This window comes from Pseudomonas sp. Van50 (assembly GCF_055390755.1).
The window spans coordinates 4720101-4741418 of record NZ_AP024343.1; the positions used below are offsets into that span (position 1 = coordinate 4720101).

At 63.1% G+C, this 21318-nt stretch carries 22 protein-coding genes and 2 pseudogenes; 15 read left to right on the plus strand and 9 right to left on the minus strand.

Going from position 1 to position 21318, the window contains the following annotated elements; translation table 11 throughout:
• The first annotated feature begins 129 nt into the window (after positions 1 to 129).
• The 3 genes from ACZ5M5_RS19895 (at position 130) to ACZ5M5_RS19905 (ending at position 3334) form a co-directional block, all read left to right on the plus strand.
• On the plus strand, positions 130 to 510 hold the full coding sequence (locus ACZ5M5_RS19895; RefSeq protein ID WP_060741590.1) for a RidA family protein: 381 nt from the start codon (positions 130 to 132) through the stop codon (positions 508 to 510).
• A 267-nt stretch (positions 511 to 777) separates the two neighbouring features.
• Positions 778 to 1329, plus strand: a complete 552-nt coding sequence (locus tag ACZ5M5_RS19900; RefSeq protein WP_464737874.1) for a thioesterase family protein — start codon at positions 778 to 780, stop codon at positions 1327 to 1329.
• 241 nt (positions 1330 to 1570) lie between these two features.
• The gene (locus ACZ5M5_RS19905; protein ID WP_464737875.1) at positions 1571 to 3334 is read left to right on the plus strand and encodes an L-lactate permease; all 1764 of its coding nucleotides are present in this window, start codon (positions 1571 to 1573) and stop codon (positions 3332 to 3334) included.
• 164 nt (positions 3335 to 3498) lie between these two features.
• Here the strand turns inward: ACZ5M5_RS19905 and ACZ5M5_RS19910 are convergent, their stop codons facing one another.
• Positions 3499 to 3834: a hypothetical protein gene (locus ACZ5M5_RS19910; protein WP_060741587.1), complete on the minus strand. Its 336-nt coding sequence runs from the start codon at positions 3832 to 3834 to the stop codon at positions 3499 to 3501.
• Positions 3835 to 4079: 245 nt separating this feature from the next.
• Between ACZ5M5_RS19910 and ACZ5M5_RS19915 the strand changes: the two genes are divergently transcribed.
• The gene (locus tag ACZ5M5_RS19915; RefSeq protein ID WP_103310624.1) at positions 4080 to 4736 is read left to right on the plus strand and encodes a polysaccharide lyase family 7 protein; all 657 of its coding nucleotides are present in this window, start codon (positions 4080 to 4082) and stop codon (positions 4734 to 4736) included.
• 18 nt (positions 4737 to 4754) lie between these two features.
• Here the strand turns inward: ACZ5M5_RS19915 and ACZ5M5_RS19920 are convergent, their stop codons facing one another.
• The 3 genes from ACZ5M5_RS19920 to ACZ5M5_RS19930 all read right to left on the minus strand — a co-directional run bounded on the left by ACZ5M5_RS19920 (position 4755) and on the right by ACZ5M5_RS19930 (position 8458).
• Positions 4755 to 5987: a nucleoside permease gene (locus tag ACZ5M5_RS19920; RefSeq protein ID WP_060741585.1), complete on the minus strand. Its 1233-nt coding sequence runs from the start codon at positions 5985 to 5987 to the stop codon at positions 4755 to 4757.
• Between the two features lie 219 nt (positions 5988 to 6206).
• Positions 6207 to 7319 (minus strand): sugar phosphate isomerase/epimerase family protein, encoded by a 1113-nt coding sequence (locus tag ACZ5M5_RS19925; RefSeq protein WP_464737876.1) that lies wholly within the window; start codon positions 7317 to 7319, stop codon positions 6207 to 6209.
• Positions 7283 to 8458 (minus strand): Gfo/Idh/MocA family protein, encoded by a 1176-nt coding sequence (locus ACZ5M5_RS19930; protein WP_464737877.1) that lies wholly within the window; start codon positions 8456 to 8458, stop codon positions 7283 to 7285. Before ACZ5M5_RS19930 ends, ACZ5M5_RS19925 begins: the two co-directional genes overlap by 37 nt.
• 167 nt (positions 8459 to 8625) lie before the next feature.
• Between ACZ5M5_RS19930 and ACZ5M5_RS19935 the strand changes: the two genes are divergently transcribed.
• Positions 8626 to 9630, plus strand: a complete 1005-nt coding sequence (locus ACZ5M5_RS19935) for a LacI family DNA-binding transcriptional regulator (protein WP_464737878.1) — start codon at positions 8626 to 8628, stop codon at positions 9628 to 9630.
• Between the two features lie 173 nt (positions 9631 to 9803).
• Here ACZ5M5_RS19935 and ACZ5M5_RS19940 read toward each other — a convergent pair whose 3' ends face one another.
• Both ACZ5M5_RS19940 and ACZ5M5_RS19945 read right to left on the minus strand, forming a co-directional pair.
• Positions 9804 to 10895 carry an SMP-30/gluconolactonase/LRE family protein gene (locus ACZ5M5_RS19940; protein WP_103310630.1) on the minus strand — a complete coding sequence of 364 codons (1092 nt, stop codon included), beginning with the start codon at positions 10893 to 10895 and terminating at the stop codon, positions 9804 to 9806.
• Between the two features lie 96 nt (positions 10896 to 10991).
• Complete coding sequence (locus ACZ5M5_RS19945) at positions 10992 to 12122, minus strand: sensor histidine kinase (protein ID WP_060741580.1); 1131 nt, start codon at positions 12120 to 12122, stop codon at positions 10992 to 10994.
• 395 nt (positions 12123 to 12517) lie between these two features.
• Here ACZ5M5_RS19945 and ACZ5M5_RS19950 point away from each other — a divergent pair.
• Both ACZ5M5_RS19950 and ACZ5M5_RS19955 read left to right on the plus strand, forming a co-directional pair.
• Positions 12518 to 13407 (plus strand): annotated as a pseudogene (locus ACZ5M5_RS19950) (EamA family transporter).
• 212 nt (positions 13408 to 13619) lie between these two features.
• A complete protein-coding gene (locus ACZ5M5_RS19955; RefSeq protein WP_464737879.1) occupies positions 13620 to 14480 on the plus strand; it encodes a CAP domain-containing protein in 861 nt (286 codons plus the stop codon).
• Between the two features lie 60 nt (positions 14481 to 14540).
• Here the strand turns inward: ACZ5M5_RS19955 and ACZ5M5_RS19960 are convergent, their stop codons facing one another.
• Positions 14541 to 15074, minus strand: a complete 534-nt coding sequence (locus ACZ5M5_RS19960; protein ID WP_060741577.1) for a cysteine hydrolase family protein — start codon at positions 15072 to 15074, stop codon at positions 14541 to 14543.
• A 40-nt stretch (positions 15075 to 15114) separates the two neighbouring features.
• A pseudogene (gene ggt / locus ACZ5M5_RS19965) lies at positions 15115 to 16841 on the minus strand (gamma-glutamyltransferase).
• Positions 16842 to 17005: 164 nt separating this feature from the next.
• Between ggt and ACZ5M5_RS19970 the strand changes: the two are divergent.
• Positions 17006 to 17434, plus strand: a complete 429-nt coding sequence (locus tag ACZ5M5_RS19970) for a GNAT family N-acetyltransferase (protein WP_060741575.1) — start codon at positions 17006 to 17008, stop codon at positions 17432 to 17434.
• Between the two features lie 129 nt (positions 17435 to 17563).
• On the opposite strand, the gene ACZ5M5_RS19975 is transcribed toward ACZ5M5_RS19970, so the two are convergent.
• The gene (locus ACZ5M5_RS19975) at positions 17564 to 17914 is read right to left on the minus strand and encodes a hypothetical protein (protein WP_060741574.1); all 351 of its coding nucleotides are present in this window, start codon (positions 17912 to 17914) and stop codon (positions 17564 to 17566) included.
• Positions 17915 to 18053: 139 nt separating this feature from the next.
• On the opposite strand from ACZ5M5_RS19975, the gene ACZ5M5_RS19980 reads away from it, so the two are divergent.
• The 7 genes from ACZ5M5_RS19980 to ACZ5M5_RS20010 all read left to right on the plus strand — a co-directional run bounded on the left by ACZ5M5_RS19980 (position 18054) and on the right by ACZ5M5_RS20010 (position 21263).
• Positions 18054 to 18314: a hypothetical protein gene (locus tag ACZ5M5_RS19980; RefSeq protein ID WP_072406776.1), complete on the plus strand. Its 261-nt coding sequence runs from the start codon at positions 18054 to 18056 to the stop codon at positions 18312 to 18314.
• Between the two features lie 2 nt (positions 18315 to 18316).
• Complete coding sequence (locus ACZ5M5_RS19985) at positions 18317 to 18652, plus strand: DUF6388 family protein (RefSeq protein ID WP_060741572.1); 336 nt, start codon at positions 18317 to 18319, stop codon at positions 18650 to 18652.
• Between the two features lie 233 nt (positions 18653 to 18885).
• A complete protein-coding gene (tusD, locus tag ACZ5M5_RS19990; RefSeq protein ID WP_060743167.1) occupies positions 18886 to 19278 on the plus strand; it encodes a sulfurtransferase complex subunit TusD in 393 nt (130 codons plus the stop codon).
• Positions 19278 to 19640: a sulfurtransferase complex subunit TusC gene (tusC, locus tag ACZ5M5_RS19995; protein ID WP_192260955.1), complete on the plus strand. Its 363-nt coding sequence runs from the start codon at positions 19278 to 19280 to the stop codon at positions 19638 to 19640. Before tusD ends, tusC begins: the two co-directional genes overlap by 1 nt.
• Complete coding sequence (tusB, locus tag ACZ5M5_RS20000) at positions 19640 to 19933, plus strand: sulfurtransferase complex subunit TusB (protein ID WP_103311329.1); 294 nt, start codon at positions 19640 to 19642, stop codon at positions 19931 to 19933. The genes tusC and tusB overlap by 1 nt, the downstream gene beginning before the upstream one ends.
• Positions 19930 to 20265: a TusE/DsrC/DsvC family sulfur relay protein gene (locus ACZ5M5_RS20005; RefSeq protein WP_464737880.1), complete on the plus strand. Its 336-nt coding sequence runs from the start codon at positions 19930 to 19932 to the stop codon at positions 20263 to 20265. The genes tusB and ACZ5M5_RS20005 overlap by 4 nt, the downstream gene beginning before the upstream one ends.
• Positions 20262 to 21263, plus strand: a complete 1002-nt coding sequence (locus ACZ5M5_RS20010) for a glycosyl transferase family protein (protein WP_207282863.1) — start codon at positions 20262 to 20264, stop codon at positions 21261 to 21263. The genes ACZ5M5_RS20005 and ACZ5M5_RS20010 overlap by 4 nt, the downstream gene beginning before the upstream one ends.
• Positions 21264 to 21318: the final 55 nt, after the last annotated feature.

Sequence of the window (21318 nt, forward strand, 5' to 3'; positions counted from 1 at the left end):
TGACGCCTCTGGTTTTGATTCGCAGCCCCGCGGCGGCGCAGTCCTATGCGGATAAAGGAATGCAGGAACGACGCAGCAAGGGACGGTAAACTGCGGCGGTTCTTTTTCTTTTCCAGCATGAGGCTTTGCATGAGCAACCCAGACATCACGTTTATTCCAGATCCGGATGCGGACTCCATTTCCTCCGACGTCGCCGGTTTCGGCGGCCTGCTGGTTTCCACGCAAATCCCCACCCACGCCGACGGCAGCCTGGAACTGGGTGACATCACCCTGCAGAGCGAATGCACACTGCAAGCCCTCAAGAAGGCCCTGGAGGGCGCCGGCAGTTCCATGGACCGGGTCCTGCACCTGACCATCTACCTGACCGACATGGCTGACCGCGCCGCGTTCAACGAGGTCTACAAACGCTTCTTCGCCAAGCCTTGGCCGGTGCGTGCGGCGGTGGGTGTGGCGGCGCTGGCGGTTGAAGGCATGAAAGTGGAAGTGACCGCGATGGCGGCGAAGGGCTGAACGAGCGCCTTGCACCTTTGTAGCGCTGCAGCGCTTTTGTGGCGAGGGAGCTTGCTCCCGCTGGACTGCGCAGCAGGCCCAGGTTCTTTGTTTCAACACAAACTCTTGGGACGGCTTCGCCACACAGCGGGCCCAAGCTCGCTGCCACAAAAGCCGCTCGAACATGCCCCAAATGCGCGATTGCCACGCAAATCGTCATTTTCGCACCTAGCCCGCTCCCTGCAGGGGGTCTAGAGTGCGCCGCTTTCCCTCTTCACGGCCCTGCTCATGAATCTCTGGTTCCGACTGTTGCTGATGCTGTTCCGCCGCCCGTGGCGCAAGCCGGCGGCGCCCTTGGGCACCACGGTGGTGCGCATGCAGGTATGGCCGCTGGACCTGGACTTCAATCGCCACGTCACCAACGGACGCTACTTCACGTTGGCCGATGTGGGACGCATGGATTACGTGCTGCGCAGCGGCGCCTACAAAGTGGCGTTGCGCAACCGGGCGGTGCCGATCGTGGGGGATGTCTGGGGCAAGTTCAGGCGGGAATTGAAACTGTTCGAGGCGTTCGAGGTGCACACCCGCCTGCTCGGCTGGGACGAAAAATGGACGTTCATGGAGCACCGTTTCATCAGCCAGGGACGTGTGGTCGGGGTGGTGATCATGCGCGGCCTGTTCCGCTCGGCCAAAGGCACGATTGCACCGGCTGAGTTCATCCGCGAGCTGGGCCTGGCCGAACAATCGCCCGCCATGCCCGACTGGCTGGCCGCCTGGTCGCAAAGCTGCGATGACTTGAGCCTCGGGCTTCGCCTGGAGGAAGGTGAGCCCCCACGCTAGCCAGCACACCACTTACCCTGTGGCGAGGGAGCTTGCTCCCGCTGGGTGGCGAAGCCGCCCCAAGAATTTGTGCTTAAACAAAAAACTTGGGCCTGCTGCGCAGTCCAGCGGGAGCAAGCTCCCTCGCCACAGAGTCTTACCCCAGGCCTCTGCGCCATTCCCCTCGTCAATCCCCGCCTATACTTCTCTGCCAATCCCCCCTGGGGCCTGCACTTCCAACAATAAAAAGCAGAGGTGGAACATGGTCTGGCAACAAGTCTACGATCCCTTCGGTAATGCGGTGCTGTCCACGCTCCTGGCGGCGGTTCCGGTGGTGGTGATGTTGGCGTCCCTGGCGTTCTTTCATGTCAAGGCACACCTGGCGGCCTTGCTGGCCCTGGCCTCGGCCTTGCTGATCGCGATTTTCGCCTTCGGCATGCCCGCTGGCATGGCCGGGTCTGCGGCGCTGTATGGCGCGGCCAACGGCCTGCTGCCCATCGGCTGGATTGTGCTCAACATCATTTTCCTGCACCGGCTGACCACCGAGAACGGTTCGTTCAAGGTCCTGCAGGACTCCCTCGCGCGCATCACCGACGACCGGCGCCTGCAACTGCTGTTGATCGCCTTTTGCTTCGGTGCGTTTTTCGAGGGCGCGGCGGGTTTCGGCACGCCGGTGGCGGTGACCGGGGCGATCCTGATCGGGCTGGGGTTTTCCCCCTTGGCCGCTTCGGGTCTGGCGCTGATCGCCAACACCGCGCCCGTGGCCTTCGGCGCCCTGGGCACGCCCATCATCACCTTGGCCAAAGTCACCGGGCTGGATGAAATGGAGCTGTCGATGATGGTCGGTCGGCAGTTGCCGTTTTTCTCGGTGCTGGTGCCGTTCTGGTTGATCTGGGCCTTCGCCGGCTGGCGCAAGATGCTGGAAGTCTGGCCGGCGATCCTGGTGGCCGGTGTCAGCTTCGCCATCCCGCAGTTCCTGGTGTCGAACTACCACGGGCCGATGCTGGTGGACGTCATCGCCGCGCTGATTTCCATGGCCTGCCTCACCGGTTTCCTCAAGGTCTGGAAACCGGCCACGGTGCACACCTCCGCCGCGCTGTCCGGGCGGGTCGACAACTCGAAGATCGACGCCAGCGAGGATGAAAAACCCACCGCCAGCGCGGCGTTTTCCAACGACGCCCGCCCCGCCGTGGGACGGGCCTGGATGCCGTGGATCATCCTCACAGTGTTCGTCTTCGCCTGGGGCACCCAGGGTTTCAAGAACCTGTTCGACACCCGTCCGGCGCTGGACCCGCAGACCCAATCAGCCAAGCTTGACCCCCAAGGCAAGCCGATGCGCGAGGCCAACCCGATCTTCTCGCCCCTGGTGACCTTCGGCACCATTCACCAGCAGATCGAAAAAGTCCCGCCCGTGGTGCCCCAGCCTAAAACCGAGGAGGCGGTCTACAAGTTCAACTGGTTCACCGCCACGGGCAGCGGCATTTTCCTGGCCGCGATTCTCGGTGGCTTGCTGATGGGCTATTCCATTCCGCAACTGGTGCACCACTACCTGCGAACGCTCTGGGTGGTGCGCTACTCGCTGATCACCATCGTCGCGATGTTGGCCCTGGGGTTCCTCACGCGGTATTCGGGCCTGGACGCGACCATGGGCCTGGCCTTCGCCGCCACGGGCATTTTCTACCCCATGTTCGGCACCCTGCTGGGCTGGCTCGGCGTGGCGCTGACCGGCTCGGACACGGCCTCAAACGTGTTGTTCGGCGGCTTGCAACGGGTCACGTCCGAGCAGTTGGGCATCAGCCCGGTGTTGATGGCCGCCGCCAACAGTTCCGGTGGGGTGATGGGCAAGATGGTCGACGCTCAGTCGATCGTGGTCGCCTCCACCGCGACCCGTTGGTACGGTCACGAAGGCGAAATCCTGCGCTACGTGTTTTTCCACTCGGTGGTGCTGGCGATTCTGGTGGGCGGGCTGGTGACATTGCAGGCGTATGTGGCGCCGTTCACGCATATGGTGGTGGGAGGACAGTGATCGAGGAGCCGGCATGATCGGGTTGTTGTGGCGAGGGAGCTTGCTCCCGCTGGGCTGCGAAGCGGCCCTTTTGCGATCGCTGCGCGATCGAGCGGGAGCAAGCTCCCTCGCCACAGGCAAGCACCTTTACAACCGGCAGGCTCGCTTGCCTTTCAAGCAGGGTGTTACTGAACGCTTTTCAGCTTGACCACATCACCGGACACCGAGGTGGTGTAGCCGGTCAGGACCCAGGCCCAGAACCAGTTTTCCTGGACTTGGGTGTTGATCATGGCGTCGCCGCCCTTGGCCTTGATCGCCGCGGTCTGGGCGCGCACGAAACGGTTGTTCTGCTGGATCGGGATCAGGCCGAACAGCAGCAGGCCGGTGGCCTTGGCTTCACTGTGGCCGACAACGGTGTACTGGGTGCTGTCGTATTGCTGGGTTTTCATCGGGGTGCCGGTGCAACCCGCCAGGGCCAGGCCGAACAGTGCGCAGGCGACAACTTTGCTGATGTGGTTCATTTAACGCTCCATGGGAAGACGCCCGGGATCCGTCTCTCGGGCGGCGCGTACTCTAACCGATCAGTCATAAATTGACACACCCTATCCGCCCAATTCAGTGCCTGAAAGGCTCGCCGCAGAGCCATCCGTCAGGTGCGCCTCCAGCGAGACAGCCCCTTGTCGATAACATGAAAACTGCGCCACGGAAGGCCGTTTCTGTCTTGACGGCCGCCAGGTAGCGGCCGATCCCGTTGGAGGGTTTTCTCGTGATTGACCTGACTGTCTGGAACATTACCCTGCCCGTGCAAACGCCGGCGCAGGTCGTGGCGACCAAAGCCATGCCGACCCTGAAAAACAAGTATTTCGACAATAACGGCCAGCGGATCGTTTTCTGGGCGCCGGTGACCGGTTCCCATACCGGCAAAAGCGAATACCCGCGCTCCGAGCTGCGGGAAACCGGCAAGGACGGCAAGCTGCGCAACTGGCGCTACAACAGCGGCACCAATACCCTCAAGGGCACCCTGGCGGTGAACCAGGTGCCTTCCGAAGGCCGGGTGGTGGTGGCGCAGATCCACGCCAAGGACGCCCCCACGCCGTTGTTGAAACTGGTGTACCGCTACGCCAAGGGCACCGGCAATATCGACGTGGAATACCGGGTCAAGCCTAAGGACAAGAAGAGCCCGGTGATCTACACCGTGCCAAACGTGCCGCTGAACAAGGCCTTCTCCTATTCGCTGCAAATGGACAAGCAAGGCAAGCTCTCGGTGCTGATCGGCAACACGGGCAAACAGGTGAAGTTGGACTCGTCCTGGTACAGCTATAACTTCTACTTCAAGGCCGGCGTCTACACCTTGGACAACAAGGGTTATTCCAACGAAGGCGGGAAAGTGACCTACACCAAACTGGACGTCAGCCACAAATGACTGACGCCCAGCCCTGCTTCAAGCCTTTGACGGCGCAACGAGCGCCTGCTGGCCACGGAAGGTAAACAGGAAGCAGACCAATACCAGCAGCGCGAAACCGGCCGGGAACAGCCAGATGCTCTGCCAGTCATGACCGCCCGCCACGACAAAGTGATCGGTCACCTGCCCCGCCACCCAGAAGCCGATCAGCATCCCCACACCATAGGTCGCCAGGGTAATCAGGCCCTGGGCCGAGCTGCGAAAGCGCTCCGGCGCCTTGGCGTCGGTGTAGATCTGCCCCGAGACAAAAAAGAAGTCGTAGCAGATGCCGTGCAAGGCAATGCCGGTGAACAGCATGAACGCCAGGTCGCCGTTATTGCCGTAGGCGAACAACACGTAGCGCAGCGCCCACGCCAACATGCCCACCAACAGTGCCAGCTTGATGCCGAAGCGCTGGATGAACAGTGGCAACAGCAGCATGAACAACACTTCCGAGACCTGCCCGATGGCCATCTTCGCCGTTGGGTTGGTCATCCCGGTTTCGGCCAGGAACGGGTTGGCATTCTGGTAATAGAACGCCAGGGGAATGCAGATCAGGATCGAAGCGATGAAGAACACCAGGTAGCTGCGATCCTTCAACAGACCCAACGCGTCCAGCCCCAGCAGTTGCTTGACGCCGCCCGCGCTGGCCTGTTCCTTGAGCGGCGCCGTGGCCGGTAGCGTGAAGCTGTAGAGCCCCAGGACCAGGGACGCGATGGCCGCCATCAGGAACGTATTGCGCAAGCCGCCTGCCGAGATCGCTTCGCGCGAATCCCAGGCGAACACGAAGCTGATCACCACGCCCGCGACGATCCAGCCAATCGTGCCCCACACCCGGATGCGGGAGAACTCCAGCGCCGGATCGCGCATCTGGCGGAACGCCACGGAATTGACCAGGGCCAGCGTCGGCATGTAGACCACCATGTACACCAGCACGTACGGGTAGAACACGCTGAAATCCGCCGCCGAATACAGCTGATACAGCAACACCGCGCCGAGCAGGTGCAACACCGCCAGGATCCGTTCGGCGTTGAAGAAGCGGTCGGCGATCAGGCCGATGACGAACGGCGCAATGATCGCACCCCACGATTGCGTGGAGAACGCCATGCCGATCTGCCCCCCGCTGGCGCCCAGCGTGCTGGACAGGAAGGTGCCGAGGGTGACGAACCAGCCACCCCAGATAAAGAACTGCAGGAACATCATCACGCTGAGGCGTGCATTCATCGTGGTCATGAGCGTCACCGTTTTATTGTTGTTCTTGTGGAAAAAAATTCCTTGCACAGCTTTTGTGGCCTGCTTTGTGGCGAGGGAGCTTGCTCCCGCTCGGCGGCGCAGCCGTCGTAAACCAGCTGACACGGTCTGTCTGGGAGATCGCATCCATCCATTTTTGGGGCGGCTTCGCCACCCAGCGGGAGCAAGCTCCCTCGCCACAGGGTTTTTGGGGTGGAGCGGCTACCTCAACAAGCCCAACAACCGCCGGTTGGAATCCTCATCCGCCGTAACGCTGGCAAAATCATCGAACGCCTTACGGGTCTTGCTGATCATGTGCCGCTGGATGAACGCCGCCCCTTCTGCGGCGCCCTGTTGCAAATCCTTCAAGCAACATTCCCATTCCAGGACCGCCCAACCGCTGAAATCGTATTGGGTCAGCTTGCTGAAGATCGATTTGAAATCGATCTGGCCATCCCCCAACGAACGGAACCGCCCGGGACGATCGACCCAGCCCTGGTAACCGCCGTACACCCCGGAACGGGCATCGGGGCGGAACTCGGCGTCCTTGACGTGGAACATGCGGATCCGTGCGTGGTAACGGTCGATGAAGCCCAGGTAGTCCATCTGTTGCAGCAACAGATGACTGGGGTCGTAGAGAATCGCCGCCCGTGGGTGATGATCGACCGCCTCCAGGAAACGTTCGAACGAGGCGCCGTCGTGGAGGTCTTCGCCGGGGTGGATCTCGTAGCACAGGTCCACACCGGCCGCGTCGAAGCAATCGAGAATCGGCAACCAGCGCCGGGCCAGTTCGGCGAAACCCTGCTCCACCAGGCCCGCCGGCCGCTGCGGCCAGGGATAGAGATACGGCCACAGCAGCGCGCCGGAAAACGTCGCATGGGCCTTGAGACCCAGCCGCTGGCTGGCGCGGGCGGCCAGCTTGAGTTGCTCGATCGCCCACTCGGTCCGCGCCTGGGGCTGGCCGCGCAAATGGGCCGGGGCGAAGTCATCGAACAGCGCGTCGAACGCCGGATGCACCGCCACCAACTGGCCTTGCAGGTGCGTCGATAGCTCGCTGATCTCGACACCGGCCTGGGCACAGGTGGCCTTGAGCTCATCGCAATAGGCCTGGCTCTCGGCGGCCCGGGCCAAGTCAATGTATTGCGTGCCCGATGTCGGCAGTTGAATGGCCTTGTAGCCTTGTGAAGCGGCCCACTGGGCGATGTTGGCCAGGGTGTCGAACGGGGCTTCGGCGGACATGAACTGCGCCAGGAAAATACCTGGGCCGCGCAGGCCGCTCGGGGTCTTGTCGAGGGTATTCACAACAGGGATGCTCCGGTTTGCACGGCGGTCCATTTCGCGTCGCCACGGTGGTTGAGGATGGCGGCCTCGATGAATGCCATGCCACGCAAGCCGGTCTCGATGCCAGGTACGCCCGGGGCGTCGGGGCCTTGGACATGGCTGCGAATGGCGTGGGCGAAATCACCGTAGAGGTTGGCCATGGCTTCCAGGTAGCCCTCGGGATGCCCGGCCGGCAGACGCATGCGCCGCGTGGCCGCCTCGCACAGCCACGGCTGGCCGAGGCCGCTACGCAGGGTGCGCAACGGCTGGTCGAAGGCGCGATGGATCAGGCTCGCCGGTTCTTCCTGGCGCCACTCCAAGGCGCCCTTGTCGCCGTAGACGCGAATCTTCAGCGGGTTCTCTTCGCCGGTGCAGACCTGGCTTGCGATCAGCACACCGCTGGCGCCACCCGCCATCTTGAACAGCATCGCCGCATCGTCATCCAGTTGCCGCCCCGGGACGTGCGTGCCCAACGCAGCGCATAGCTGCTGGATCGGTTGGTCCGCGACGAACTCGGCCAGGGAAAACGCATGGGTACCAATGTCGCCGATGCAACCGCCCAGGCCGGACTGGCCGGGATCGTCGCGCCACTCGGCCTGCTTATTGCCCTGGGCGGCGACATCCTGGCTGAGCCAGCCTTGGGGGTACTCGACCAGCACTTTGCGCACCTGGCCGATCACGCCCGAGCGCACCATGTCCCGGGCCTGCCACACCATGGGATAGCCCAGGTAGGTGTGGGCCAGGCCATAGAGGCAACGGCTGCCCTGCAGCACCTCGCGCAGGGCCAGCAATTGCTTGAGGTCCAGCGCGGCGGGCTTCTCGCTGAACACATGGAAACCGGCTTTCAAGGCCTCGCTGGCGATGGGTGCATGAAGATGATTGGGGGTGACGATGACCAGCAATTCCATGCGCTGATCAAGCGGCAGCAGCGCTTCGGTGTCGAGCATGTGCTGCCAGTCGTGATAACACCGGGACGCGGCCAGGCCCAGGGCCGTGCCCGTCTGCCGAGCGTTGTGCGGGTCGCGGCTGAACGCGCCGCACACCAGTTCGAAACCGCCGTCCAGGCCCGCGGCCTGACGGTGAGCCTGGCCGATGAAAGCGCCCTCTCCACCGCCGACGAAGCCCATTCTTATTTTCGGTGCTACAGGATTCATCGCGATTCTCTTCCTGTCAGGATGATGATGTAACCGGTTACATCATGGCGGAAATCTAGGCTCAGTTTCCCCGCGTGTCAAACCCAACGGGTTCACCGCGGAATATTTGTGAGGCGCTCAACCTGCGGTAAGCTCCCCCACCGTACCCCCTGTTCCCCGAGGTGATTTTGTCCAACATTCGTGAGGTGGCCCGGCTGGCGGGTGTTTCGGTGGCCACGGTGTCCAGAACCCTGAAATCGCCCGAGCGGGTACTCCCCGAAACACGGGACAAGGTCAACGCGGCGGTGGAACAGGCCGGCTATCGGCCCAACCTGATGGCGGTGCAATTTCGCTCCCGCCGGACCGGCAACCTGGTGATCCTGGTACCGGCCATCGCCAACACGTTTTTCGCCCGGGTCATCAGTGGCGCGCAACAGGCGGCGCAGGCGGCGGGTTATCGATTGCTGTTGTGCGACACCCAGGGCCGGGCGCAGATCGAGCGGGAATTCGCCGCCCTGGTCTACGCCCACCAGGCCGACGGCGTGATCCAGTTGCGTGCCAGCGATCCGTTCGAATCGATGCCCACTGGCGCCGACAGCCTGCCGCTGGTCAACGCCTGCGAAGTGGTCAAGGGTGCCCCCTACCCGACCATCAGCCTCGACAACCGGGCCGCCGCCCAGGCCATGACCGAACACCTGATCGGCCTCGGCCATCGCCGCATCGGCATCATCAAGGGACCGCGCAGCAGCCCCCTGACCCTGGACCGCGTGGCCGGCTACCAGGATGCCCTGCACCAGGCCGGCATCGCCATCGACCCCAGCCTGATCTGCCATGGCGACTTCACCTTGAAGGCCGGTGACGACGGTGCCGAGGCGATGCTGGCGTTGGCCGATCGCCCCAGTGCGCTGTTCTGTGAAAACGACGAAATGGCCATCGGCGCGCTCAGGCGCATCAAGCGAATGGGCCTGCGAGTGCCCGAGGACATTTCCCTGGTGGGCTTTGACGACATCCCGTTCGCCGCCTACTGCGACCCGCCCCTGACGACCATTTCGCAGCCTGCCGAGATGTTTGGGCAAAAAGCGGTGCAGATGCTGATTGCCCTGATCGAGAAAAAGCCGATTGCCGAACGGCATGTGGTGCTGCCGTTTGAGTTGACGGTGCGGGGCAGTACGGCCCCTAGAGCCAGACAGTAAGTGGAACCCGTGGCGAGGGAGCTTGCTCCCGCTGGGGCGCGAAGCGGCCCCGAATGAAACGGCTTGAATCCACCAGACACACCGCGCTGCCTGATGGAGGGGCTGCTACGCAGCCCAGCGGGAGCAAGCTCCCTCGCCACAAAGTCCATCAACGCCAAGGGTGAGTGGTTCACTCAGGCAAACGTCGCCCCCCGTGTATTCACGAACAGCGAATACAACGAGTGGCTGCCGGCCATGAACAACCGATTGCCTTCCCGGCCGCCGAAGCAGACGTTGGGGCAACGCTCCGGCAGGGAGATGTGCCCGATGGCCTTGCCTTCGGCGTTGAACACCCGCACGCCGTCGAGTTTTTCCAGGTCGGCCTTGGGGTCGCCATTGCCGCCCCAGCCGCACCAGAGGTTGCCGCTTTCATCGCACTTGATCCCATCGATCGCCGCGTAATCCAGGCCTTCGATGTGCTTGCGCCGCTCGCCCAGGGTGCCGTCGTCTTTGACGGCGATGGCCCAGATCAAGCGGTTGGGCTTGGCCCGGCCTTCGACCACATAGAGGATTTTTTCGTCCGGGGAAAAACACAACCCGTTCGGCCCCGCCAGGTCGTCGATCACCCGGCTGACCTTGCCGGTTTCGCCGTCGATGCGGTACACCGCGTGGGGCTGGACGGGCGTGACTTTGTGCCCCTCGTAGTTGTTGCCGGTCTGGAACGGCGGGTCGGTGAACCAGACCGAACCGTCCCGCTTGCAGACGATGTCGTTGGGCGAGTTGAATGGCTTGCCCTCGAAACTGTCCGCCAGCACGGTGAGGGTGCCGTTGTGCTCGGTGCGGGTGATGCGCCGGCCTTCGCTGGAGGTGGTGGAGCCTTCGCACACCAGCAGCCGCCCCTGCCGATCGCGGCACATGCCGTTGGAGAAATTGGCATTTTCTCGGTACACCGACAGCCCGCCGGTGATTTCATCCCAGCGGACGATGCGGTTGTTGGGAATGTCACTGACCAGCAGGTAACGCCCGTCACCGACCCACACTGGCCCCTCTGCCCAACGCAGGCCGGTGGCGAGCTTCTCCACGCTGGCGTTGAAGATGCGCAAGTCCATGAAGCTGGGGTCAAGGATGTTGATCAGCGGGTCTGGGTAACGCTGGCTCAAGGGCTCGGCCTGGGCGAGCCCGGGCAAGTTGCCAAGGGTGGCGGCGGCGGCCGAGACCACCAGGGATTTTTTCAGGAACACTCGGCGGCCCTGATCGGCGGCGGTTGCAGATTGCGAAACATCCATCGTGCGTCTCCGTTAATTATTATTGGACGGGACGACAGTTTTACTCCGTGATAAGACATCGTACAAGTATACGAAAAGGCTCATCCGCACAATCGATCAGTCCGGGTGCAGGGGTATACGCACGGTAAAGGTCGTACCGACTCGCGCCTTCGAGTGAACCTCGATGGTGCCCTTATGGGCCGATACGATCGCCGAGGCGATGTGCAGGCCCAGTCCGAGCCCGGCCGTGGAACCGTACTGCATCTCACCACTGCGTAGATGCCGGATCATCGGGTTGAAAATGCTGGCCATGGCATCTTTCTCGATGGGTTTGCCCTGGTTGTTGATCGCGATCACTGCCACATCCTCTTCAGCGCTCATCGAAACGGTAATCGGCGTGCCTTCGGTGCCGTGCTGCACGGCGTTGCCAATCAAGTTGGCGAAGACCTGCTCCATGCGCGCCGGATCAAAAAGCCCCTCCAGCGCGCTGGTCGTTTCAAAAAGGATTTCGCTTTCCGGATGATAGGCCCGCGCCTCCTCCACCATGCCTTCGCAGGCCGCCACCAGATCGCCGTTGAAGCGCTGCACCGGAATGCCCGAGCCGAGTTGGGTACGGGTGAAATCCAGCAGATCGCCGACGATTTTGTTGGCCCGCTTGACGCTGGTGTAGATGCGCGAAGTGATCTTGGTGGCTTTGGCGGGCAGGTCCCCCGCCCGCAGCAGCACTTCGGAACTCAGCAGGATCGCGCCCAAGGGGCTGCGCAGGTCGTGTCCGAGAATCCCGAGAAAGATGTTGCGCGATGCATCCACCGCCCCGGAGTAGCTGACGACAGACTCGGCCAAGGCCTGGTCCACGGCCTCGTTGAAGCGAATCAGATCGTCCATGACCTGCTTGTGATCCAGCTGCGTATGCGGCATCCAGAGCATGAGCACACTGGTGCGCAGGGCCCGGTATTCGGAGACCATTTGCTCCACGGTAAACCCCGAGGACTGGCGGATGACCGCATGGGTTTCGGCGGCGGTTTCGGTATCGGTCGCCGGCGCCTCCCCATGGGACTTGGCAATCGCCTCCTTGCGCGTTTGCGAAGTGCGCAGGTCGGCGGCGATGGTGCGCAGCATCTGTTCGGCATGGTCGCGCAGGGCAATGGAATCCATGCCAATGGACGCGGGGGTGATGGTTTTGGCGAAGTCTTCCCACGCCTGAAGAATCGGCTCGATATTGTCGAGAATGAAATCAGCCAGGCGCATGAGTTGTTCCGTAAAAAGGGCAAGGCTGTAAACGACACAGCGGCCAGGTTTGTTTTACAGCAAAGCACCGGACAATGTGCGAGACATGCGATGTGGCGAGGGAGCTTGATCCCGCTGGAGTGCGAAGCGCTCATAAAAAAGGGCCGCTACGCAGCCCAGCGGGAGCAAGCTCCCTCGCCACAGGTTTTCCGACGCTCTTGAGTGGACCTTGTCTGTTACCACCCCATGGGGTAAAAAGCCCTTAGTCGTACGACAACCTATAACTAAAAATAACCGCTCCGAGGCCTTTGGCCTTGGCGGCCGCCTTCGAGACACCTGCCATGACCCGCTCCACTGTCACACCTGATACCCCCACGCCACTACCCCGCCATCTCGCGGTGCTCGTCCTGCTGTGCATGGGCTGTGCCTTCGCCGGCAACCATGTCGCCGCCCGGGCCGCCTTCGACGACGGTGCCGGGGTGCTGCTGGCGATCCTGCTGCGCTCGGGCGGGACGCTGCTGGTATTGGCGGCGATGGTGCTCTGGCAGCGCCAGCGTCTGCGCCTGCCGCCCGGGGCGTGGCGTTGGCAATTGGCCCTGGGGTTGTTGATCGGCGCCCAGAGCCTGTGCCTGTACTCCGCCGTGGCGCGCGTGCCAGTGGCGTTGGCCTTGTTGGTGGGCAACGTGTTTCCGATCCTGCTGGCCTTGCTGACCTGGGCATTGGGCGGCCCCCGCCCGACGGCGCGCACCGCCGCGTTGATGGGCATGATCCTGGTGGGGCTGGTGTTCGTGCTGGAAGTGCCGGCTCGCTTATCCTCCGCACAGGACGTCGGCCCGCAATGGTTGCTCGGGGTGGGCCTGGCCTTCTGCGCCGCCTGCGTGTTCGCCTGCGCGCTGTGGATCACCGACCACAAGTTGTCCCAGGTGCGCGGATCGGTACGCAGCCTGTTGACGATTTTCATCGTGTTCAGCAGCGTCAACCTCGCCGGCCTGACCGGTGCCCTGCCCGGGGTTTCGACCTGCCGGCCAGCAGCACCGGCTGGCTCGCCCTGGCGACCCTGGTGGTGCTCTATGGCACCGGGTTCATCGTGCTGTTCATTTCCGTGCCCCGCCTGGACATGCCGCGCAACGCTCCGGTGATGAACATCGAACCGCTGGCGACACTGCTGATCGGCTGGCTGGTGCTGGACCAGATGCTCAACCCGGGCCAGGTGATGGGCGGCGCGATTGTGGTGACCGGCATCGTGTTGCTGACCTATCGCAAGGTTGAGCGAGCCAAGGTGCCTGTGGCTGAAACGGCGAATTGAACTGACTGAACTCTTTATGGCGAGGGAGCCTTTCCCCTCGCCACAATGAGTTGTGCCAGCTCGCAGAGAGTCTTCGTCTTCCGGAAACTTGTTTCTAAACCCACAGTCATACCCCAGCCGTGAAAACCTCGCCAACCTGCAGCCACGGGTTTTCCAGCTGATCGGCGCCAAGCCTGGCGCTAAAGTAATTCCCCTCTTGAGCCGTTCGCCCCATGCGCCACCTTGTTCGCTCTTGCCGTTTCGTTTCGCTGTGCCTGCTTGCCCTGTTTCCCTTGTTCGCCAGCCCCGCCCATGCGCGGGGCGAAAGGCAACTGGTGGACGCCATCAACGACTTCCGTAGCCAGTCCCGCCGTTGTGAGTGGCGCACGGTGCGCGCCACGCAGCCGCTGGTGCTGCGTTCGAACCTGGGCTTGCCGATCGGCTTTCGCGGTGGCCTGCGGGAAACCTTGCAAGACGCCGGCTATCAAGCCCGGGCCGTGCGCAGCATCCGCCTGACCGATGCACGGGATGCCGAAGAGGCCTTCGAGATGTTGGCGGACGAGCATTGCGCAGCGTTGCTGGACAACCAGTACGCCGATATCGGCGTCAATCGGGTCGGTGACGAGTGGCGCCTGGTATTGGCGCAGCCCATGGGTGGCACGCGGATGAGCGACGTGGGGGCGGCGGACAAGACGCTGCTGGCCCAGGTCAACGCCGCCAGGGCCAAGCCACGGATGTGCGGGCGCCAGCGCTTCGCGGCGGCTCGGCCGCTGAGCTGGAACGCCGCGTTGGGAACGGCCGCCCAAGGCCACAGCCGGTCGATGGCCCAGGACAACTATTTCGCCCATCGCGACCCGGACGGTCGCTCCACCTCCGATCGCGCCAGGAGCGCCGGCTTTCGCGGACGTAAATTGGGTGAGAACATCGCCGCCGGCCAACGCTCACCGAGCCAGGCCATGCACGATTGGCTCGCCAGCCCCGGACACTGCGCCAACCTGATGAACCCGATGTTCACCCAGATGGGCGCAGCGTCGGCCAGCGACTCGCGCAGCGATGCGGGGGTGTACTGGACGATGGTGCTTGGCGCGCCGTGAAGAACCATCCTCGAGGCTGAGCCATAGGTCTCCTGCTCCAGCCCAAACAGTGAGTATCGGCTACAGACGGATTTCAGCAGCCGGCATTACATCAATCCGCGATACAGCACTGCTCAGTCGCCCCAGCCGGTTGTTGTGGTTGGCGATGATCTGCTCGGCCGCCATGCTGCCGTTGTCCACGGTGGAGTGGGCATCGGCCGCCAGGACCACGTCGTACCCCAGGGCATGGGCCTGACGCACGGTGGCATTGATGCAATAGTCGGTTTGCAGCCCGCAGATCACCAGGCGGTCGATGCCTCGGGCCTGCAACAACGGTTGCAGGTCGGTCTGGTAGAAAGCATCGGCCGTGGTCTTGCGCACCCGCAGGTCATCCGCCGCGGTCGACAGGCCGACGGCCAGTTGCCAGCCGGTGGCGCCATGGGTCAGCGCCCCATCCAGCTCTTCATGCTGGATCAGGATCACCGTCCGGCCGGCAGCCCTGGCCCTGGCACCGAGGTCACTGATGGTCCGGATGATGCGCTGGCTGTCGAAGCATTCCTCTTCGCCGCTGCACAGCGCGTTCTGGACATCGATAATCAGCAATGCGGTGTTCATGACCTTCCCTCTTCAAACCGTGTCGCAGCCGTGCAACTCATCAATAACCCAGCGACAACCCGGTGTTGCGACGGGGGTCGTTGGCGCCATAGAAGCGGTTCTTGCCCACTGGCTTGCCGCCCAATGACGGCGCGCCGACCAGGATCGCGGCGATGTGGTTGGGGTCTTGCGGGCCGGCAAACTTGTGTCCCCAGCTCTCCAGAATCTTCTGGGTATCGGGGCTGGCCGCGAACGTCTCCAGGTTGGTTTCCTCCGGCATCCATTGCTGGTGGAAACGCGGCGCATCGACCGCTTCCTGGAGGTTCATGCCGTAGTCGATCACGTTGAGGATGGTCAGCAACGTCGCGGTGATGATCCGGCTGCCGCCCGGGGTGCCCACCACCATGACCGTCTTGCCGTCCTTGGTGACGATGGTCGGGCTCATGGATGACAGTGGTGCCTTGCCCGGCGCGATGGCGTTGGCCTCGCCCTGCACCAGGCCATACATGTTGGGCACACCGACCTTGGCGGTGAAGTCGTCCATCTCATCGTTGAGGATCACCCCGGTCTTGCTCGCCATGACGCCCGCGCCGAACCAGTCGTTCAAGGTGTAGGTAACCGAAACGGCGTTGCCCCACTTGTCGACGATGGAGTAATGGGTGGTGTTGCTGCCCTCATGGGGCGCCACGCCGGGCTTGATCTTCTGCGAGTCGCCGGCCTTTTGCGGCTCGATCGCGGCCCGTAGCTTGGCGGCGTAGGTCTTGTCCAGCAGATGGTCGATGGGGTTCTTCACGAAATCCGGGTCACCCAGGTAGCTGTTGCGGTCCACGTAGGCGTGGCGCATGGCTTCGATCTGATAGTGCATGCCCTGGGCCGAATGGAACCCCAGCTCCTTCATCGGATAGCCGTCGAGGATATTCATGATCTGGCACAGCACCACCCCGCCAGAACTGGGCGGCGGCGCCGAGATGATGTGGTAGCCACGGTAGTCGCACTCCACCGGGGCGAGTTCGCGGGTCTTGTACTTGTCCAGGTCGGCCTGGGTGATGATGCCTTTGTTGGCCTGGCTGGAGGTGACCAGGGCATCGGCGACCCAGCCCTTGTAGAAACCGTCGGCGCCCTTGGCGGAGATTTCCCGCAGGGTCTTGGCGAGATCCTTTTGCACCAGCTTCTGGCCGACCTGCATGGGCTCGCCGTTGTGCAGGAAGATCGCACCGGAATCGCGCATGTCCTTCTTGAACACATCGGTGGCGGTTTCCAGCAGATCGACATCACCCTGCTCCAGGGCGAAGCCTTCTTCGGCGAACTTGATGGCCGGGGCAATCAATTCCGCCCGCGGTTTGCTGCCGTACTTGCTCAACGCCAGCTCCATGCCGGACACGGTGCCGGGCACGCCGACCGCCAGGTGGCCGCGGGTGCTGAGTTCGGGCACGACGTTGCCGTCCTTGTCCAGATACATGTTGGCAGTGGCGGCCAGGGGGGCCTTTTCGCGGAAATCCAGGAACGTCTTGCGACCGTCGGCCAATTGCAGGGTCATGAAACCACCCCGCCCAGGTTACCCGCCGCCGGATACACCACCGCCAGGGCATACCCCACCGCCACCGCCGCATCCACGGCATTGCCACCGTTCTTGAGCACGTCGACGCCGACATGGGTCGCCAGGTGCTGGGCAGTAACCACCATGCCGTTCTCGGCCGCCACCGGCGCCTGGGAAGCGGCGTACGCCGATAAACAACCGAGGGTCAGTGACGTCGCGATGAGGGTCCGGGCCAAGGATTCGAACTTCATGAGTCGGTCTCTTCTTGTTTTTTGGGATAGGGATCGCTTCAAAAGCATTAGGCAGTATGGCTTGGTTTGCGTAATGCGCCTGTTTCCCCGCCGACCGGATGACGTCACGCCAGCCTTTGGGATAGGCTCCTGCGCTTGATCTTGACTGAATAGGGACATCGCCGATGACGCTACGAATCGAACGCACGGACACGCCCACCGACGAAGAACGCCAAGCCATCCTCGCCCCGCTACGCGCCTTCAACACCGCCAAGACCGGTGGAAGTGCACCTGAACTGGTGGCCTGGCTGGTGCGGGACGAACAGGGCGAAATTGTCGGCGGGCTCTACGGCCGAGTGTTTTTTCGCTGGCTGTATATCGAGCTGCTGGTGGTGCCGGAACAGGCCCGGGGCCAGGGCACCGGCTCGACCCTGATGCAGATGGCCGAAGCACTGGCCCGGGAGAAAAACTGCGTGGGCATCTGGCTGGACACCTTCGACTTCCAGGCCCCGGCGTTCTACCGCAGACACGGTTTCACCGAGTGCGGCCTGATCGACGACTACCCGCCGGGCCACCAGCGTTTCTTCTTCCAGAAGCGCCTGGACACGGCTTGAAACGCAGCCCCTGTGGGAGCGAGCTTGCTCGCGATAGCCATTTAACGGTCAACATTTCTGTCGTCTGACCCGCCGCTATCGCGAGCAAGCTCGCTCCCACATAGGATCCGGGGCGTTAGTGCGAGCTGCTTACAAGCAAGTCGCCAACGCCGCCAACCGGCGCTTGGCCACGAAATCGTCATGCTTGGCGTAATAACTCAACTCGGTGCCCGTCGCACCGGCGTGCAAATCGACAAACGATTCGGCGGAGCGGGTGTATACCGTAGAGCCACCTTTCTTGCCCGGTTGCAGGTAGGCGCCGGCATCGACACCGAATACCGCTTCGTCCTGCCAGGAAAACTGCACGCACTGGGCCACGACCTGTTCCGGCTTGTCCGAGGTCAGGGTCTTGTAAGGGGCCTGGGTCCGAGCCTCGTTCATCGCCGAACCCGCGCAGCCGACCAGCAAAGTGGCGGCCAGGGCCACCGTCAACATTCGCATTGCGTTCACTCATCGAAAAAAAACGGACTGTAGCACTGCGGCCCGAGCCATCGTGCTGCTTTACTGAAATTTACCCGCGACAGCGAGCACCGATTCACGCAATCTGTCGCGCCATCGCCACCAGCCACGCGGAACCCCCATGACCCCCAACGCCGAGTTCTACAAGCCCACCCCGGAATATGCCGACAAACTGATCAGCCAGATCGGCCAGACACCTTCGTGGATCGCCAAGCGAATCGGCGTCACCGACAAGCGGATTCGCTACATCCTCGACGGCGAACGCACTGTCAAGGGCGAAACCACGCCGATCCAGATGACCTACACCGAACAATTCGCCCTTGAATGCCTGGCGGCTGCGGCCAAGGCCAGCAAGAAGCAGTCTGCATCCCCCAAGGAGTGACCATGGCGGCAACCGAACAGCAACACGAACGGGCCCTGGAAAAATTTCTCGATGAGCGCCCCGAACTGCGCCACGAACTGGACCACCTCAACCCGCTGCTGGCCCAGGCCAAGGGCGAGACCGCCGCACAGTACCGTGCCGAGCGCTTGCACGAAGCGTTCGAAGCCGAGGCCGAGCGCCTGGGCCTGTTTGCCTGGGAACTGACTTTGCAACTGACCGCCGCCTCGCCCGAGGAGTACCAGGCCCAGCGCCTGGAGGTGCATAAGGAAGTGGCGGAGATGGCGGGGATGGCGTGGGCGGAGTATTGCGAGTTGCATGGCCTGAAGGCTAAGCCCTGACCCCTGTGGCGAGGGAGCTTGCTCCCGCTGGGCTGCGAAGCAGCCCCCTTTCATTTTCCAGGGTTCGCCAGACACACTCCCTTGGCAGGTTTTTGGGGCCGCTGCGCGCCCCAGCGGGAGCAAGCTCCCTCGCCACAAGGTGAGCCTCATCGAGAGGCCTCGCTCTTTCCTGGCAATCGCCCCACCGCCCATAAAGCTTTATCATGGCCGCAGTTTTGCTGATCGGGTCTGTCATGAAGTTCGCCATTGCGCTGTTTTCCGCCGCCCATGCGCCCTCCTCGCGTCGTGCCTTGCTGTTTGCCCAGGCGGCGCTGGCAGGTGGGCATGAGATCGTGCGGCTGTTTTTCTATCAGGACGGCGTCTATAACGCCTGCGCCAGTGTCGTCACGCCCCAGGACGAACAGGACCTGCCCCAACAGTGGCGCGCATTCGTCAGCGACAACCGGCTCGACGGCGTGGTCTGCATCGCGGCGGCGTTGCGTCGTGGCGTGTTGAACGAGGAAGAAGCCCAGCGTTACCAGCGGGCGGCGGCCAGCGTCGAAGCGCCCTGGGCCTTGTCCGGGCTGGGCCAGTTGCACGATGCGATCCAGGACGCCGACCGCTTGATCTGTTTTGGAGGCGCGTAATGGCCAAGTCTTTATTGCTGATCAGCCGCCAGGCCCCCTGGTCCGGCCCCGGCGCCCGTGAAGCCCTGGACATCGTCCTGGCCGGCGGTGCGTTCGACCTGCCCATCGGCCTGCTGTTTCTCGATGACGGCGTGTTCCAGCTCACCGCCGGCCAAAACGCCAAGGCGGTCCAGCAAAAGGACCTGAGCGCCAACCTGCAGGCGTTGCCGATGTTCGGCGTCGAAGACCTGTTCCTCTGCGCCGACAGCGCCGCCGAACGCGGCGTTACCAGCGCCGCCCTGGCGCTGGGCGAGGTGAAAGTACTGAGCGCGCCGGACATCGCCGCGCTCATCGACCGTTACGACCAGGTGATCACCCTCTGATGTCGACTTTGCATGTGTTGTCTCATTCGCCCTTCGGCGATAACCGCCTCGCCAGTTGCCTGCGGGTGCTGGGCAATCAGGATGCGCTGCTGCTGTGCGGCGACGCGACGTACGCGTTGCAACCGGGCAGCCCACCGTTCGAACGGCTGCAGGCCGCCGGCGTGAACCTGTTCGTGCTCGCCGAAGACCTCCAGGCCCGCGCCCTGGACACCCCAGACTGGGCCGAAGCCATCAACTACTCAGGTTTCGTCGAGCTATCGATCGAGCACGACAAGGTCAACACCTGGCTATGAACACGCTGAACGTGGGCGACCGCACCATCGCGCTAGACAAGGACGGCTACCTGGCCGACCTGGACGACTGGTCGGCCGAAGTCGCCACCGCCCTGGCCAGCGCCGAGGACATCGAGTTGAGTCCCGAACACTGGGAAATCCTTGAACTGCTTCGCGGTTTCTACGACGAATTCCAGCTCTCCCCCGCGACCCGGCCGCTGATCAAGTACACGGCGCTGAAACTGGGGGCGGACAAAGGCAACAGCCTGCACCTGAACCGATTGTTCAAAGGCACTCCCGCCAAACTCGCCGCCAAGCTGGCGGGCCTGCCCAAACCGACGAATTGCTTATGACCGACTTTCCAGCACTGACCCTTGAGACCCCGGCCGAACACCCGTTCGCCCAGTTCGTGCGCATCCTTGGCAAAGGCAAGCGCGGCGCCCGCAACCTGACCCGCGAAGAAGCCCGTGAGGCCATGGGCATGGTGCTCGATGAAAAGGTCGAGGACACCCAACTGGGCGCCTTCCTGATGCTGCTGCGGCACAAGGAAGAAAGCGCCGAGGAAATGGCCGGATTCACCGAAGCCCTGCGTGAACGCCTGGTGGTCCCGGCGTTGACAGTGGACCTCGACTGGCCGACCTACGCCGGCAAGAAGCGCCATTTGCCGTGGTACCTGCTGGCGGCCAAGTGCCTGGGCCAGAACGGCGTGCGAATTTTCATGCACGGCGGCGGCGCTCACACGGCGGGTCGCCTCTATACCGAACAATTGCTGGGCTTGCTGCAGATCCCGCTGTGCCGGGATTGGCAACAGGTCGGCAGCGCGCTGGACAACGGCGGCCTGGCCTTCATGCCGCTGGTGGACTGGGCGCCGCAAATGCAGCGGATGATCGACCTGCGCAACACCTTGGGCCTGCGCTCGCCGATCCATTCCCTGGCCCGGATTCTCAACCCACTGGCCGCCCGCTGCGGCCTGCAAAGCATCTTCCATCCGGGCTACCAGGCCGTGCATCGCGATGCCAGCGGCCTGCTCGGTGACACCGCCATCGTGATCAAGGGCGACGGCGGCGAAATCGAGATCAACCCGGACGCCGACAGCCACCTGTACGGCACCACCGGCGGCACCAGTTGGGACGAAGAATGGCCGCGCCTGGCCGAGCAGCGCCATGTCAAACCGGAGAGCCTCGACCCCGAGCATTTGAAGGCGATCTGGCGTGGTGACGTCGAGGACAGCTACCCGCAACTGGCGCTGATCGCCACCATGGCACTGGCCTTGCGCGGCCTGGGCCTGGCTCGCGAAGAAGCGTTCGATAAAGCCCGGCAGTATTGGGACGCGCGGGATCGTTCGATTTAACCGATCATTAACGCCCAACCTTTGCGCTTTTAGTTCGAACCTATGGGAATAGACT